This is a genomic window from Rahnella sp. BIGb0236 (genome assembly GCF_004364755.1).
In the GTDB taxonomy this organism is placed as follows: Bacteria; Pseudomonadota; Gammaproteobacteria; order Enterobacterales; family Enterobacteriaceae; genus Rahnella; species Rahnella victoriana.
Window position 1 is genome coordinate 151,409 of sequence record NZ_SOAO01000003.1, and the last position, 13,349, is coordinate 164,757.

General features: G+C 53.1%; 13 protein-coding genes. 12 read left to right on the plus strand and 1 reads right to left on the minus strand.

The genetic code is table 11. The features are described from left to right. Positions 1 to 5: 5 nt before the first annotated feature. Positions 6 to 809, minus strand: a complete 804-nt coding sequence (gene suhB, locus EDF78_RS07555; RefSeq protein ID WP_095923039.1) for an inositol-1-monophosphatase — start codon at positions 807 to 809, stop codon at positions 6 to 8. 127 nt (positions 810 to 936) lie between these two features. Between suhB and trmJ the strand changes: the two genes are divergently transcribed. The 12 genes from trmJ (at position 937) to EDF78_RS07615 (ending at position 13,344) form a co-directional block, all read left to right on the plus strand. After that, positions 937 to 1,674 carry a tRNA (cytosine(32)/uridine(32)-2'-O)-methyltransferase TrmJ gene (trmJ, locus tag EDF78_RS07560; RefSeq protein ID WP_095923038.1) on the plus strand — a complete coding sequence of 246 codons (738 nt, stop codon included), beginning with the start codon at positions 937 to 939 and terminating at the stop codon, positions 1,672 to 1,674. Between the two features lie 216 nt (positions 1,675 to 1,890). Further along, positions 1,891 to 2,385, plus strand: coding sequence for a Fe-S cluster assembly transcriptional regulator IscR (gene iscR, locus EDF78_RS07565; RefSeq protein WP_113875975.1), 495 nt, complete (start codon positions 1,891 to 1,893; stop codon positions 2,383 to 2,385). 206 nt (positions 2,386 to 2,591) lie between these two features. Then, positions 2,592 to 3,761 (plus strand): IscS subfamily cysteine desulfurase, encoded by a 1,170-nt coding sequence (locus EDF78_RS07570; protein WP_133822844.1) that lies wholly within the window; start codon positions 2,592 to 2,594, stop codon positions 3,759 to 3,761. 83 nt (positions 3,762 to 3,844) lie between these two features. Next, on the plus strand, positions 3,845 to 5,155 hold the full coding sequence (gene pepB / locus EDF78_RS07575) for an aminopeptidase PepB (RefSeq protein ID WP_162928550.1): 1,311 nt from the start codon (positions 3,845 to 3,847) through the stop codon (positions 5,153 to 5,155). Positions 5,156 to 5,232: 77 nt separating this feature from the next. Then, the gene (gene sseB / locus EDF78_RS07580; protein WP_095923035.1) at positions 5,233 to 6,096 is read left to right on the plus strand and encodes an enhanced serine sensitivity protein SseB; all 864 of its coding nucleotides are present in this window, start codon (positions 5,233 to 5,235) and stop codon (positions 6,094 to 6,096) included. A 222-nt stretch (positions 6,097 to 6,318) separates the two neighbouring features. Beyond that, complete coding sequence (ndk, locus tag EDF78_RS07585) at positions 6,319 to 6,744, plus strand: nucleoside-diphosphate kinase (protein ID WP_013574367.1); 426 nt, start codon at positions 6,319 to 6,321, stop codon at positions 6,742 to 6,744. A 227-nt stretch (positions 6,745 to 6,971) separates the two neighbouring features. Then, entirely contained in the window at positions 6,972 to 8,171 is a 1,200-nt protein-coding gene (locus tag EDF78_RS07590) for a bifunctional tRNA (adenosine(37)-C2)-methyltransferase TrmG/ribosomal RNA large subunit methyltransferase RlmN (RefSeq protein WP_095923034.1), read from the plus strand. 110 nt (positions 8,172 to 8,281) lie between these two features. After that, on the plus strand, positions 8,282 to 9,019 hold the full coding sequence (gene pilW / locus EDF78_RS07595) for a type IV pilus biogenesis/stability protein PilW (protein ID WP_195817544.1): 738 nt from the start codon (positions 8,282 to 8,284) through the stop codon (positions 9,017 to 9,019). Then, the gene (rodZ, locus tag EDF78_RS07600; RefSeq protein ID WP_095923032.1) at positions 9,009 to 10,010 is read left to right on the plus strand and encodes a cytoskeleton protein RodZ; all 1,002 of its coding nucleotides are present in this window, start codon (positions 9,009 to 9,011) and stop codon (positions 10,008 to 10,010) included. The genes pilW and rodZ overlap by 11 nt, the downstream gene beginning before the upstream one ends. A 42-nt stretch (positions 10,011 to 10,052) precedes the next feature. Next, positions 10,053 to 11,174, plus strand: coding sequence for a flavodoxin-dependent (E)-4-hydroxy-3-methylbut-2-enyl-diphosphate synthase (gene ispG, locus EDF78_RS07605; RefSeq protein WP_095923031.1), 1,122 nt, complete (start codon positions 10,053 to 10,055; stop codon positions 11,172 to 11,174). A gap of 261 nt (positions 11,175 to 11,435) precedes the next feature. Continuing rightward, positions 11,436 to 12,710, plus strand: coding sequence for a histidine--tRNA ligase (hisS, locus tag EDF78_RS07610; protein WP_095923030.1), 1,275 nt, complete (start codon positions 11,436 to 11,438; stop codon positions 12,708 to 12,710). Positions 12,711 to 12,723: 13 nt separating this feature from the next. Continuing rightward, entirely contained in the window at positions 12,724 to 13,344 is a 621-nt protein-coding gene (locus tag EDF78_RS07615) for a YfgM family protein (protein WP_119822670.1), read from the plus strand. The last annotated feature ends 5 nt before the right edge of the window (positions 13,345 to 13,349 follow it).

The window sequence follows — 13,349 nt, forward strand, 5'->3', positions numbered from 1 at the left end:
CGGGATTAACGCTTCAGCGCTTCGCTCAGTTCATCACGCATGGTCGTCAGAATACCTTTAACGACGCGCGGGTTACCGGCAACGATGTTGCCTGATGAGAAGTGGTTGTGGCCGCCAACAAAGTCAGTCACTACGCCGCCGGATTCACGAACCAGCAGTTCGCCACCGGCGAAATCCCATGGTTTGAGGGCGATTTCGAAGAAACCGTCAACGCGGCCAGCAGCCACGTAAGCCAGATCCAGCGCAGCAGAACCGGTGCGACGGAAGTCTGCACATTCGGTGAACAGCTTGCCAACCACATTCATGTAGCTGGTGGCGTGTTGTTTTGCTTTGAACGGGAAGCCGGTCGCCAGAATGGTGCCGTCGAGATCTTTCGCATTGGTACCGCGCAGACGGTAACCGTTCAGCTGTGCGCCCTGACCACGGGTCGCGGTGAACAGTTCGTTACGCATTGGATCGTAAACTACCGCGACTTCAGTGCGGCCTTTGATGCGCACGGCGATAGAAACAGCGAAATGTGGGAAGCGTTTAACGAAGTTGGTGGTGCCATCCAGCGGGTCGATAATCCATTGTACGTCTTTGTCTTCGCCTTCCAGTTCGCCACACTCTTCACTGATGATGGTGTGTTTTGGATAGGATTTGCGAATGACATCGATAATCATGTGTTCTGCATCGCGGTCTACATTGGTAACAAAATCGTTGGTACCTTTTTGTGTAGCTTCTACAGAGTCTGGCGTTTCGTAATGTTTGGCAATCAGGTTACCGGCCTTGCGCGCAGCGCGCACGGCGATGGTGAGCATCGGATGCATGGATATCTTCCAACTAGGATGTTAAAGAACGGGAATACGGGAAACGGCGCGCAGTATAGCAGGGGTTCTGAAAATTAACTACCGTTGTGTTAGGCTGTTGTGATTTTCCGTCTGGCTAAGAGTGCCTATGCTGCCCAATATCCGCATTGTATTAGTAGAAACGTCCCACACTGGCAATATGGGCTCCACCGCCCGTGCCATGAAAACCATGGGATTATCAAGTCTTTATCTGGTAAATCCGCTGGTGAAACCTGACTCTCAGGCTATCTCGTTATCTGCCGGTGCCAGTGATGTCATCGGTAACGCGACCATTGTGGATACGCTTGATGAAGCGCTGGCCGGTTGCAGCCTGGTGATCGGCACCAGCGCGCGCTCCCGCACACTGCCGTGGCCGATGCTCGAGCCGCGTGAATGCGGAGAGCACAGTGCGAAAGCCGCGCAAACCGCGCCGGTGGCACTGGTGTTTGGCCGCGAACGTGTCGGGCTGACCAACGAAGAACTGCAAAAATGTAACTATCACGTCTGTATTCCGGCCAACCCGGAATACAGCTCGCTGAATCTGGCGATGGCCGTGCAGATTATCGCGTATGAAGTCCGCGTCGCGCATCTGGCTCTGCTGGAAGCAGCAAAACCGCAAATTGAATATGAAGAAACGCCGTATCCGCTGGTCGATGACCTTGAGCGTTTTTATCAGCATCTGGAAAAAACCTTGCTGGAAACGGGCTTTATTCGTCAGGCGCATCCGGGCCAGGTGATGAGCAAATTACGCCGTCTGTTTACCCGTGCACGACCTGAATCTCAGGAATTAAACATCCTGCGTGGTATCCTGACGTCGATTGAAAAGACGCAGGGCAACAAAGAATAAGTGGCGTAATGAGGCGATAAGAAGCTGATTTTTGTTTGTTAGTCAAAAGCTTATCGGTTGCCTATAAATGACGAAAAGAGTGCGGTTGTGCCCGCTCTGTAATACTTGAGTAAATTACTAGGTTAAATAGTTGACTGTTTTACTCGGGAATGGCAGACTCGTTTGCATGTTCCGCACGATTGAATTTTTAAGTCATTTTAAACAGGTAACCATGCTATGAGACTGACATCCAAAGGCCGTTATGCCGTGACCGCTATGCTCGACGTTGCACTGCATTCACAGGAAGGACCAGTACCCCTGGCTGACATTTCTGAGCGTCAGGGTATTTCCCTTTCTTACCTGGAGCAGCTTTTCTCGCGCTTACGTAAAAATGGCCTGGTTGCCAGTGTTCGTGGTCCGGGCGGTGGTTATCTGTTAGGTAAAGATTCCGGCGATATCGCCGTTGGCGCAGTGATTACTGCCGTTGACGAATCTGTCGATGCTACCCGTTGTCAGGGTAAAGAAGGCTGCCAGAATGGCGAACGCTGCCTGACTCACACCTTATGGCGTGATCTGAGCGAGCGCATCAGCGGCTTCCTGAACAACATCACGCTGGCAGAGCTGGTCAACAACCAGGAAATCCTGGAAGTGGCCGACCGTCAGAACGGTGAAATCCGTCGTCAGCCTAATGGCCGACAAATCGAAACGATTAATGTGAACTTACGAGCGTAATTGCTTAGTCAGCATTGATAACTGATTTAAAAAGCCCGCGGAAATGCAGATTTCCGCGGGCTTTTGCTTTTATGACGTCAATTCTTACCGATTAGTGCCCGCAAAGCGTCATTTCCCTTTTAAGAATCTGTGAACCCGTTTTAAACTGGATGTCGTTTTTAATTCTATCGTTCGACGCCGAACGCGCAGTCCGGAGCTTACCTGCCATGAAATTACCTATTTATCTCGATTACTCTGCCACCACGCCGGTTGATCCGCGTGTTGCACAGAAAATGATGCAGTGTTTAACACTGGACGGTACTTTCGGTAATCCGGCTTCCCGTTCGCACCGTTTCGGCTGGCAGGCGGAAGAAGCAGTGGATGTGGCGCGTAACCAGATTGCTGAGCTGATCAATGCCGATCCGCGCGAAATCGTCTTCACGTCGGGCGCGACGGAATCGGACAATCTGGCGATTAAAGGCGCAGCCCATGCGCATCGCGCGAAAGGTAATCACATTATTACCAGCCAGACGGAACACAAAGCGGTGTTGGACACCTGTGCGCAACTGGAAGCGGAAGGCTTCGAGGTGACGTATCTGGCTCCGCAGCCTGACGGTTATATTCCTCCGGCGGCGATTGAAGCGGCGCTGCGTCCGGATACCCTTCTGGTGTCCATCATGCAGGTAAATAATGAAATCGGTGTGGTGCAGGATATTGCGACTATAGGCGAACTGTGCCGCAGTCGTGGCATTCTTTTCCATGTCGATGCCACGCAAAGTGTGGGGAAAATCGCCATTGACCTGAGCGAACTGCCGGTTGATCTGATGTCATTTTCCGCGCACAAAATCTACGGCCCGAAAGGGATCGGGGCGCTGTACGTGAGCCGTAAACCGAAAGTGCGGATTGACGCGCAGATCCACGGCGGTGGCCATGAACGCGGCATGCGTTCCGGTACCTTGCCGGTGCACCAGATCGTCGGAATGGGCGAGGCGTATCGCATCGCCAAAGAGGAAATGACCGCTGAAGTCGCGCGACTGACCGAACTGCGCGATCGTTTATGGAAAGGCATTCAGCAACTCGATCAGGTGTTTCTCAACGGCGCACCAAAACATGCCGCGCCAAATATTCTCAACGTCAGTTTTGCCGGTGTTGAAGGGGAATCCCTGATCATGGCACTGAAAGATCTGGCGGTGTCATCAGGGTCGGCGTGTACGTCGGCCAGCCTTGAACCTTCCTATGTTCTCCGTGCGTTGGGATTAAGCGAAGAACTGGCGCACAGTTCCCTGCGTTTCTCCCTCGGACGCTGGACGACAGAAGAAGAAATTGATTATGCGATTGCGCTGGTGGTGAAATCTGTCCGCCGCCTGCGTGAGTTGCCCCCTGTCTATACGAAATGAAGTGCCGCCCGATAAAAGGGTGATTTGCCTGTCATTGAAAAAATGAATATTCATTGAAGATAAAAAACATCAGGAGTGCAGTTATGAGTTCCGAAGTCACCACCAATGAAGCAATGTCCGTATTCCTTTCCTCTCAGCCTGCCGATGCGCGCTGGGGCGAAAAAGCCACGCTGAGCACCGATTCTGCCGGTATGACCATTCATTTGAATGGCGGCGATGTGCTGACGGTCATTGCCCGTGCTGCGCGTCGTATCGACGGTCAGGGTGTTAAAAACGTGAAGCTGGCCGGTGAAGGCTGGGATCTCGAAAACAGCTGGGCATTCTGGCAGGGCTTCCGAGGCCCGAAAGGCGCACGCCATGTTGAATGGGCTGAACTGTCTGAAGATGACGCGAACACGCTGAAACAACGCCTGAAAATCATCGACTGGGTGCGTAACACTATTAACACCCCGGCGGAAGATTTGTCGCCTGAACAGCTGGCGACCCGCGCGGTTGATCTGATGTGTGAATTTGGCAACGAAAAAGTCAGCTACCGCATCACTAAAGGCGACGATCTGCGTCAGCAAAGCTACATGGGCATTCACACTGTCGGCCGTGGTTCTGACCGTCCGCCGGTATTCCTGGCGCTCGATTACAACCCGAGCGGTGACGCTGAAGCACCGGTTTACGCCTGTCTGGTCGGCAAAGGGATCACCTTTGATACCGGCGGCTACAGCCTGAAACCGAGTGCTTCCATGGATTCCATGAAAGCGGATATGGGCGGCGCGGCCACCCTGACCGGCGCACTGGCGCTGGCGGCGGCTAACGGCCTGAACAAACGCGTGAAACTGTACCTGTGCTGCGCGGACAACATGGTCAGCGGCAACGCGCTGAAACTGGGCGATATTATCCGCTACCGCAACGGCAAAACCGTTGAAGTGATGAACACCGACGCCGAAGGCCGTCTGGTGCTGGCCGATGGCCTGATCGACGCGTCTGCGCAAAACCCTGAACTGATCATTGATGCGGCAACGCTGACCGGCGCGGCGAAAACTGCACTGGGTAACGATTATCACGCCCTGTTCAGCTTTGACGATGCACTGGCGGGCGAGTTGCTGGAAAGCGCGAAAGCCGAACACGAACCGTTCTGGCGTCTGCCGCTGGAAGAGTTCCACCGTTCACATTTGCCGTCTAACTTTGCCGAGCTGAATAACATTGCCGGTCCTGCGCATACTGCAGGTGCGAGCACGGCGGCAGCGTTCCTGTCGCATTTCGTGACGGAATATAAGAAAGGCTGGCTGCACATTGACTGTTCCGCCACTTACCGTAAAAGCGCGGCGGATCAGTGGTCTGCCGGTGCAACCGGTTTAGGCGTACGTACCGTGGCTAATCTGTTATTAGCCAAAGCGAAATAAGCCGTAAAACATTTGCATGAAGCACAACGGGGCGCTTAACAGCGCCCCGTTTTATACCATTACCGGAGTCAAGAAACATGAGTGTCCCACACGATCATCTTCCTGCTGGCGCGGCGGCGACCGACGGTGAAAACGAGCTGGAGCGTCTGCTCCGCCTGTCTGTCACCGCGCCTGCCTGGCGTCCGGCGTTTTATCAAACGTTGCTGGAATCCACCGTCTTTGTGCTGGGTGATGCAGGGCAGGATGACGCTGAAAAGCAGGGCAGTGTGGCGATCACCGCAGGCAGTGAACTGAATATTTTGCACTGGGAAAAACAGGACGGCAGCTCAATTATTCCTTTCTTTTCCTCAGTGGAGGTGCTGGAAAAAGCCAGTGCAGGCGAAAGCCCGGATGAGCAGGCGTTTGTCGCGCTGCCCGCCCGCGTATTGTTTGAAATGACACAGGGTGAAGAACTGTTCCTGAACCCGAAATCAGAGTACGGCAAGGAATTTTACCCGAGCGAAGTCACGCTGCTGCTGAGTAATGGCGGGCTGAATGCGCCGTCGGAACTGGTGCTGGATAAAGAAAGCCAGTTGCTGATCGGCCAGCCGGAAGAATACCCTTCTGCGATGATCGACGCGCTTACCACACTGTTTACGCAGAAAAAACCGGTGCGCCGCGCCTTTATGGCGCTGATCCATGACAAAGCGGTGGATGACCAGCCGAACCTGCTGATTGGTGTGGAAGCTGACGGCGATGAGCAGGAAATTGACGCGCTGATCCGCGAAGCGGGAAATGTGGCGAGCGAAACCTCTCCCGACGACCGTCCGGTGGATTTCTGTATCGTTTCCGAAAAAGAGCGCGGCATCAGCCATTATCTGATCAGCCACACCCAGCCGTTCTATCAGCGTAAGTGGGGAAGCTGGCTGCGCAACATTATTCCTTCCTCCGGTCAGGCATAAAAGATCACGAAACCACAGGGGAAACGCCATTTTGCCCCTGCTTTGTTTAAGGGGAATGGGCGGTTTAGGTTCATTAGTGAATCAATCACGCATTTTTTTAATTAAATGTTGTGATTCGGGTAGGCAATCGTAACTTCGCTCCCTATAATCACCGCCATTTTACGGCAGGTATAACATTAAATTAACCGGCCCTACCTATAAAAGTCAGACAGAGGTTTTTTCATGACTATCGAACGCACTTTCTCCATCATCAAGCCAAACTCCGTAGCGAACAACGACATCGGCGCTATCTACGCACGTTTCGAGCGCGCGGGTTTCACCATCATCGCGTCTAAAATGCTGAAACTGACTAAAGAACAAGCTGAAGGTTTCTACGCAGAACACAAAGGTCGTCCTTTCTTCGACGGTCTGGTTGAGTTCATGACCTCTGGCCCAATCATGGTTCAGGTTCTGGAAGGCGAAAACGCCGTTCAGCGTAACCGTGACATCATGGGCGCGACTAACCCGGACAACGCACTGGCCGGTACCCTGCGTGCAGACTTCGCTGACAGCTTCACCGCTAACGCGGTTCACGGTTCTGACGCGGTAGAATCTGCACAACGCGAAATCGCTTACTTCTTCACCGAAAGCGAAATCTGCCCGCGTTAAGATTTTTGCGTCACCGTTGCTGGAAGATGTGCCGCAAATTCGCAAGAATTTTGTAACAGCCACTTTCCAAACATGGCAACTGTGCCCTAAAATTTGTACAATGTTGCGCCCCGAATGAGCCAGCCTCTTCGGGGCGCACTTTTATTTGCAGGCCAGCCGTTTTCTGTCAGGTCAGGCTCTGCACTTCCAATACGCCATAACGTGTAACAACGAGGCCATTTTTCATCATGTTAGAATCCAACACGTCCGAGCCAATCTTGTCTGAAAATAACGCTGTTTCCGCAGAAGCCGTGAACACTGTCGTGCCTGCTGCCGCCAAAATTAACCTTCTTGACCTTAACCGCAAACAGATGCGCGAGTTCTTTATCAACATGGGCGAAAAACCGTTCCGTGCTGATCAGGTCATGAAGTGGATGTATCACTACTGCAGCGATGATTTCGAGCAAATGACCGATATCAATAAAGCGCTGCGTGAAAAGCTGGCCCGCGTTGCCGAAATCCGTGCGCCGGAAGTCGCTTCTGAACAACGTTCAACTGACGGCACCATTAAATGGGCGATTCAGGTGGGCGGACAACTGGTCGAAACCGTGTATATCCCGGACGGCGACCGCGCAACGCTTTGCGTTTCCTCTCAGGTCGGCTGTGCGCTGGAATGTACGTTCTGTTCCACGGCGCAGCAGGGCTTTAACCGTAACCTGCGCGTGTCCGAAATTATCGGTCAGGTGTGGCGCGCGGCAAAAATTATCGGTGCCGCGAAAGTCGCGGGTACACGTCCGATCACCAACGTCGTGATGATGGGCATGGGCGAGCCGTTGCTGAACCTCAATAACGTGGTGCCGGCGATGGAAATCATGCTCGACGATTTCGGTTTTGGTCTGTCAAAACGTCGCGTGACGCTGTCCACATCAGGCGTAGTCCCTGCACTGGACAAACTGGGCGACATGATTGACGTCGCACTGGCGATTTCGCTGCATGCGCCAAACGACACCATTCGTGACGAAATCGTGCCGATCAACCGCAAGTACAATATCGACACTTTCCTGGCTGCCGTTGAGCGTTATATTGGCAAATCCAACGCCAATCAGGGTCGCGTCACCATTGAGTACGTTATGCTGGATCATATCAATGATGGTACCGAGCATGCGCACGAACTGGCGGAGCGTCTGAAAAATACGCCGTGCAAGATCAACCTGATCCCATGGAACCCGTTCCCGGGCGCGCCGTATGGCCGCAGCTCGAACAGCCGTATCGACCGCTTCTCAAAAGTGCTGATGGATTATGGCTTTACGGTTATCGTGCGTAAAACCCGTGGCGACGATATCGATGCCGCGTGTGGTCAGCTGGCCGGTGATGTGATTGACCGTACCAAACGTACGTTGAAGAAAAAAATGGCAGGCGAGCAGCAGATTTCCGTAAAAGCTGTCTGATCCTGACGTTGTGTGCGGGGCTTTACCATGCCGTTGCGGTGAAGCCCGCTGTTTTATTGTCGCTGGCAGGGTAAAGGGAATTAAGCATGACAATGAAGGGCAGTGTGAAAATGTTGATCGTCACCGGCATGACGGTGGCTTTACTGGCAGGATGCGCCGGTTCCCCGAAAAAAACGCAACAGGCCAGTGGGGCGGCACAAACGCGCCTCGAACTTGGCATGGCTTATCTGAATCAGGGGAACATGGACGCGGCAAAGCAGAATCTGCAAAGTGCCGCTGACAGCGCGCCACAGGATTATCGTACACAGCTGGGTATGGCGCTTTACGAGCAAAAAAACGGCAATCAGAAAGCAGCGGAAAGCCGCTACCAGCAAGCGTTGCAGCTGGCACCGCAAAATGGGACGGTCTTAAATAATTACGGTGCGTTTTTGTGTAGTTTAGGGCAGTATGTACCGGCACAACAGCAGTTTAGCGCCGCAGCTAACGCGCCTGATTACGGTCAGGTTGCTGACAGTCTGGAAAATGCAGGCTACTGTTTTCTGAAGGCCAATCAGAATGAGGAAGCGCGAGTGTTACTAAGCCGGGCATTGAAAGTTGATCCCGATAAAGGCGCACCCTTGCTGACTGAGGCAACCAAAGAATTTGGGGAAGGGAACCGCGCTCAGGCGAAACTATTACTGGATGTATATCAACATGTTCTGCCAGCCACGGCTGACAGCCTTATGTTGCAAATTCGATTCGCTGCGTTAGCGGGCAACCCGGATAGCGTTCAACGCTACGGTAAGCAACTTGCGCGTAGTTATCCACAATCTAAACAGTACCAGCAGTTCTTAGCCAATGAATACTGAAGCCCCTCAAGAAAATAATGCAAAACTGACGACAGGCGAACGTCTGCGTCAGGCTCGTGAACAGTTAGGTCTCAGTCATCAGGCCGTTGCAGAACGCCTGTGTCTGAAAGTCTCAACTATTCGCCAAATCGAAGAAGAAACGACGCCGGCCGATCTTGCGCCGACTTTCCTGCGTGGTTATCTCCGTTCTTACGCCAAACTGGTTCATGTACCTGAAGAAGAATTATTAGGTCTGATCGGTAAACAAGCGCCGATTAAAGTGCCAAAAGTGGCTTCCATGCAGGGATTCTCGCTCGGTAAGTCTCGCAAAAAACGCGATGGCTGGCTGATGGGCTTTACCTGGCTGGTGGTGTTTGTGGTGATTGGCCTGACGGGTGCGTGGTGGTGGCAAAATCATCAGGCGCAGCAGCAGGAAATCGCAACCATGGCCGACCAGTCATCGGCACAGCTGAATCAGGATAACGGCCAGGGGCAAACTATTCCTCTGGGCGATAACGCGAATTCAGCGCCAACTACCGATGACACCTCTGCTCCGGCACCGGATGCAGCATCCACCGCGCCAGAGCAACAAAACAGTATTCCGCTGAACACCACGCCGGGTGCAGCCGCAAGCAACGCGCCTGCAGCCTCGGGGACACCAGCGGATCAGGCACCTGCAGCGGTGTCGACCAGCCAGCCTCCTGCCACTGCGGAAAATGGCCTGCCAACCGGTGATGCACAAACTGCTGCGGCAGCGGGTGTGGATCCAGAAGCGGTCACATTTACCTTTAAAGCAGATTGCTGGTTCCAGATTGATGACGCGTCAGGGAAAACCCTGTTCAGCGGCATGAAAAAAGGCGGTGAAACCTTCAGCGTGAAGGGGACTGCGCCATATAAACTGAAAATCGGTGCGCCGGGTGCAGTGGATATCCAGTTCCAGGGCAAACCGGTGGATTTAAGTCGTTTTGTAAAATCAAGCCGTGTTGCGCGCCTGACCTTAGCTGCCGAGTAATCGGCAGTTTGTCAGACGGTTGCAACGATGGAGAGTGAAGTAATGCATAACCAGTCACCCATTACCCGTCGCAAATCAACCCGGATTTATGTCGGCAAGGTGCCTGTAGGTGACGGAGCACCGATTGCTGTGCAATCGATGACCAACACCCGCACCACAGATGTGGCGGCAACGGTCGCACAGATCAAATCACTGGAGCGCGTCGGTGTTGATATTGTTCGCGTTTCTGTGCCTACCATGGATGCGGCTGAAGCATTCAAACTGATCAAGCAGCAGGTGAATGTCCCGCTGGTTGCTGATATTCATTTCGATTACCGCATCGCCCTGCAGGTTGCAGAATACGGCGTGGATTGCCTGCGTATTAATCCGGGCAACATCGGTAACGAATCCCGCATCCGCTCCGTGGTGGATTGCGCGCGCGACAAAAATATTCCTATCCGTATCGGTGTGAACGGTGGCTCTCTGGAAAAAGACATCCAGGAAAAGTACGGCGAACCCACGCCGGAAGCGCTGCTGGAATCGGCGATGCGTCACGTCGATATTCTCGACCGTCTCAACTTTGACCAGTTTAAAGTCAGCGTAAAAGCTTCTGACGTTTTCCTGGCCGTTGAGTCCTACCGCCTGCTGGCCAAACAGATTGTTCAGCCGCTGCACCTCGGGATTACCGAAGCCGGGGGCTTGCGTGCAGGTTCCGTTAAATCGGCGATCGGTTTAGGCCTGCTGCTTTCTGAAGGTATCGGCGACACGCTGCGTATTTCGCTGGCAGCCGATCCGGTTGAAGAAGTCAAAGTTGGTTTCGATATCCTGAAATCCCTGCGCATCCGCTCCCGTGGTATCAACTTTATTGCCTGCCCGACCTGTTCGCGTCAGGAGTTTGATGTCATCGGCACCGTGAATGCCCTGGAACAACGTCTGGAAGATATCATCACGCCAATGGATGTCTCGATCATCGGGTGTGTGGTAAACGGTCCGGGCGAAGCACTGGTTTCCACCCTGGGTGTGACCGGCGGTCATAATAAAAGCGGTTTCTATGAAGACGGCGTCCGTCAGAGAGAGCGTTTTGATAACAACGATATGATCGACCAGTTAGAAGCAAAAATTCGCGCCAAAGCAGCGCTGATGGATGAGAGTAAACGTATCGTTATCAATCATCTTGAAAAGTAACATCGGTTGCGGGTCATAATACTTATACCCAAATAATTCGTGTTGCACAAAGGCGGCAATCGAACGAATCCCGGGGAGCTTACTCAGGTAAGTGGTTCGGGTGAGTGAGGGCAGCCAACGCCTCTGCGACCCGAAGAATGACGGGTATAGACCTGCATTATTATAGTGAACCCGTTGGGGTGATTGAGACTGTGCGTTGAACCACAGCCCACAAAGCCCCTATAATCGGGTTCATTTTTTATAAAACGATAGAGAACTGACGTGGCAAAGAATATCCAGGCCATTCGCGGCATGAACGACTACCTGCCTGAAGATACCGCACTGTGGCAACGCATCGAAGGATCGTTGAAACACGTGCTCGGCAGCTACGGCTACAGTGAAATCCGTATGCCGATTGTAGAGCAGACCCCATTGTTTAAACGCGCTATCGGTGAAGTGACCGACGTCGTGGAAAAAGAAATGTATACCTTTGACGACCGCAACGGCGAAAGCCTGACGCTGCGTCCGGAGGGTACGGCGGGCTGCGTGCGCGCCGGTATTGAACATGGTCTGCTGTACAATCAGGAACAGCGTCTGTGGTACATCGGTCCGATGTTCCGCTACGAGCGCCCGCAGAAAGGCCGCTATCGTCAGTTTAATCAGCTGGGTGTGGAAGTCTTTGGCCTGCAAGGCCCGGACGTTGATGCCGAATTGATCCTGCTGACCGCCCGCTGGTGGCGTGCGCTGGGTATTTCAGAACATGTTGCGCTTGAGCTGAACTCTATCGGTTCACTGGAAGCCCGCGCCAACTACCGTGATGCGCTGGTGGCCTTCCTTGAGCAGCACAAAGACAAACTGGATGAAGACTGCAAGCGCCGCATGTACAGCAATCCGCTGCGCGTTCTGGACTCTAAAAATCCCGATATTCAGGCGTTATTAAATGATGCACCGGAACTCGGTGATTACCTTGATGATGAATCAAGAGAACACTTTGCAGGTCTGTGTGAACTTTTAGAGCAGTCTGGTATCCCATATACGGTTAATCAGCGACTTGTGCGCGGTCTGGATTATTACAACCGCACCGTGTTCGAATGGGTAACCCGCAGTTTAGGTTCACAAGGTACCGTGTGTGCCGGTGGCCGTTACGACGGTCTGGTCGAACAACTGGGCGGTCGTGCCACACCGGCAGTCGGTTTCGCCATGGGGCTGGAGCGTCTGGTATTACTGGTTCAGGCCGTGAACCCGGACTTCAAAGCACCGGCAACCGTCGATGCCTACGTGATTTCTTCCGGTGCCGGTACGCAAAGCGCGGCCATGCAACTGGCTGAAACACTGCGTGATGCATTGCCTGAGCTGAAAGTGATGACTAACTACGGTGGCGGTAACTTCAAGAAACAATTCGCCCGTGCTGATAAATGGGGTGCGCGTGTTGCCCTGGTATTAGGCGAAACTGAAGTCGCTAACCAGCAGATCGTTGTTAAAGATCTGCAGAGTGGAACGCAAGAAACGCTGGCGCAGAGCGAAATCGCCGCGCGTCTGGCTTCGATGTTGGGTTAAGGAGAAGGACACTGTGGAAGTCTATACCACTGAGAATGAACAGGTTGATGCTGTACGTCGCTTCTTTGCCGAAAACGGTAAAGCGCTGGCCATCGGCGTGGTTCTGGGTATTGCAGCCCTGGGCGGCTGGCGTTTCTGGCAGAGTCATCAGGACTCAGCCCTGACGGAAGCTTCTGCGTCTTTCCAGCAAGCTAATCAGTCGCTGACCAGCAATAACGCGAAAGGCGTGGCTGATCTCGAAAAATTTGCTCAGAGCAATGACAATAACTACGGGGTGTTTGCTGCCCTGCAACTGGCTGATCATTTTGTCGGGACTCACGATTTCGCCAATGCTGAAAAGCAGTTAGCGCAGGCGCAAGGTCAGGCTAAAGAAGATAATTTACATTCGCTGGTGAACTTACGTCTGGCTCGTGTCCAGATGCAGCAAGGCAAATTTGATGATGCACTCAAAACGTTAGACGGCGTGAAGGGTGAAGGCTGGACGGCTATGCAGCAAGGCATCCGTGGTGATGTTCTGCTTGCGAAAGGCGATGCAAAAGGTGCACGTGAAGCCTACAGCAAAGGACTCGATTCTAAACCCTCTCAAACGCTGCAAACCGTGCTGCGTATGAAATTGAACAACTTAGCCAGCTAAGGGGA

What these genes read in the sequence shown, in the direction of transcription:
- suhB (WP_095923039.1), bottom strand. Translation starts at nt 809, where the DNA reads ATGCATCCGATGCTCACCATCGCCGTGCGCGCTGCGCGCAAGGCCGGT.
- trmJ (WP_095923038.1), top strand. Translation starts at nt 937, where the DNA reads ATGCTGCCCAATATCCGCATTGTATTAGTAGAAACGTCCCACACTGGC.
- iscR (WP_113875975.1), top strand. Translation starts at nt 1,891, where the DNA reads ATGAGACTGACATCCAAAGGCCGTTATGCCGTGACCGCTATGCTCGAC.
- EDF78_RS07570 (WP_133822844.1), top strand. Translation starts at nt 2,592, where the DNA reads ATGAAATTACCTATTTATCTCGATTACTCTGCCACCACGCCGGTTGAT.
- pepB (WP_162928550.1), top strand. Translation starts at nt 3,845, where the DNA reads ATGAGTTCCGAAGTCACCACCAATGAAGCAATGTCCGTATTCCTTTCC.
- sseB (WP_095923035.1), top strand. Translation starts at nt 5,233, where the DNA reads ATGAGTGTCCCACACGATCATCTTCCTGCTGGCGCGGCGGCGACCGAC.
- ndk (WP_013574367.1), top strand. Translation starts at nt 6,319, where the DNA reads ATGACTATCGAACGCACTTTCTCCATCATCAAGCCAAACTCCGTAGCG.
- EDF78_RS07590 (WP_095923034.1), top strand. Translation starts at nt 6,972, where the DNA reads ATGTTAGAATCCAACACGTCCGAGCCAATCTTGTCTGAAAATAACGCT.
- pilW (WP_195817544.1), top strand. Translation starts at nt 8,282, where the DNA reads ATGTTGATCGTCACCGGCATGACGGTGGCTTTACTGGCAGGATGCGCC.
- rodZ (WP_095923032.1), top strand. Translation starts at nt 9,009, where the DNA reads ATGAATACTGAAGCCCCTCAAGAAAATAATGCAAAACTGACGACAGGC.
- ispG (WP_095923031.1), top strand. Translation starts at nt 10,053, where the DNA reads ATGCATAACCAGTCACCCATTACCCGTCGCAAATCAACCCGGATTTAT.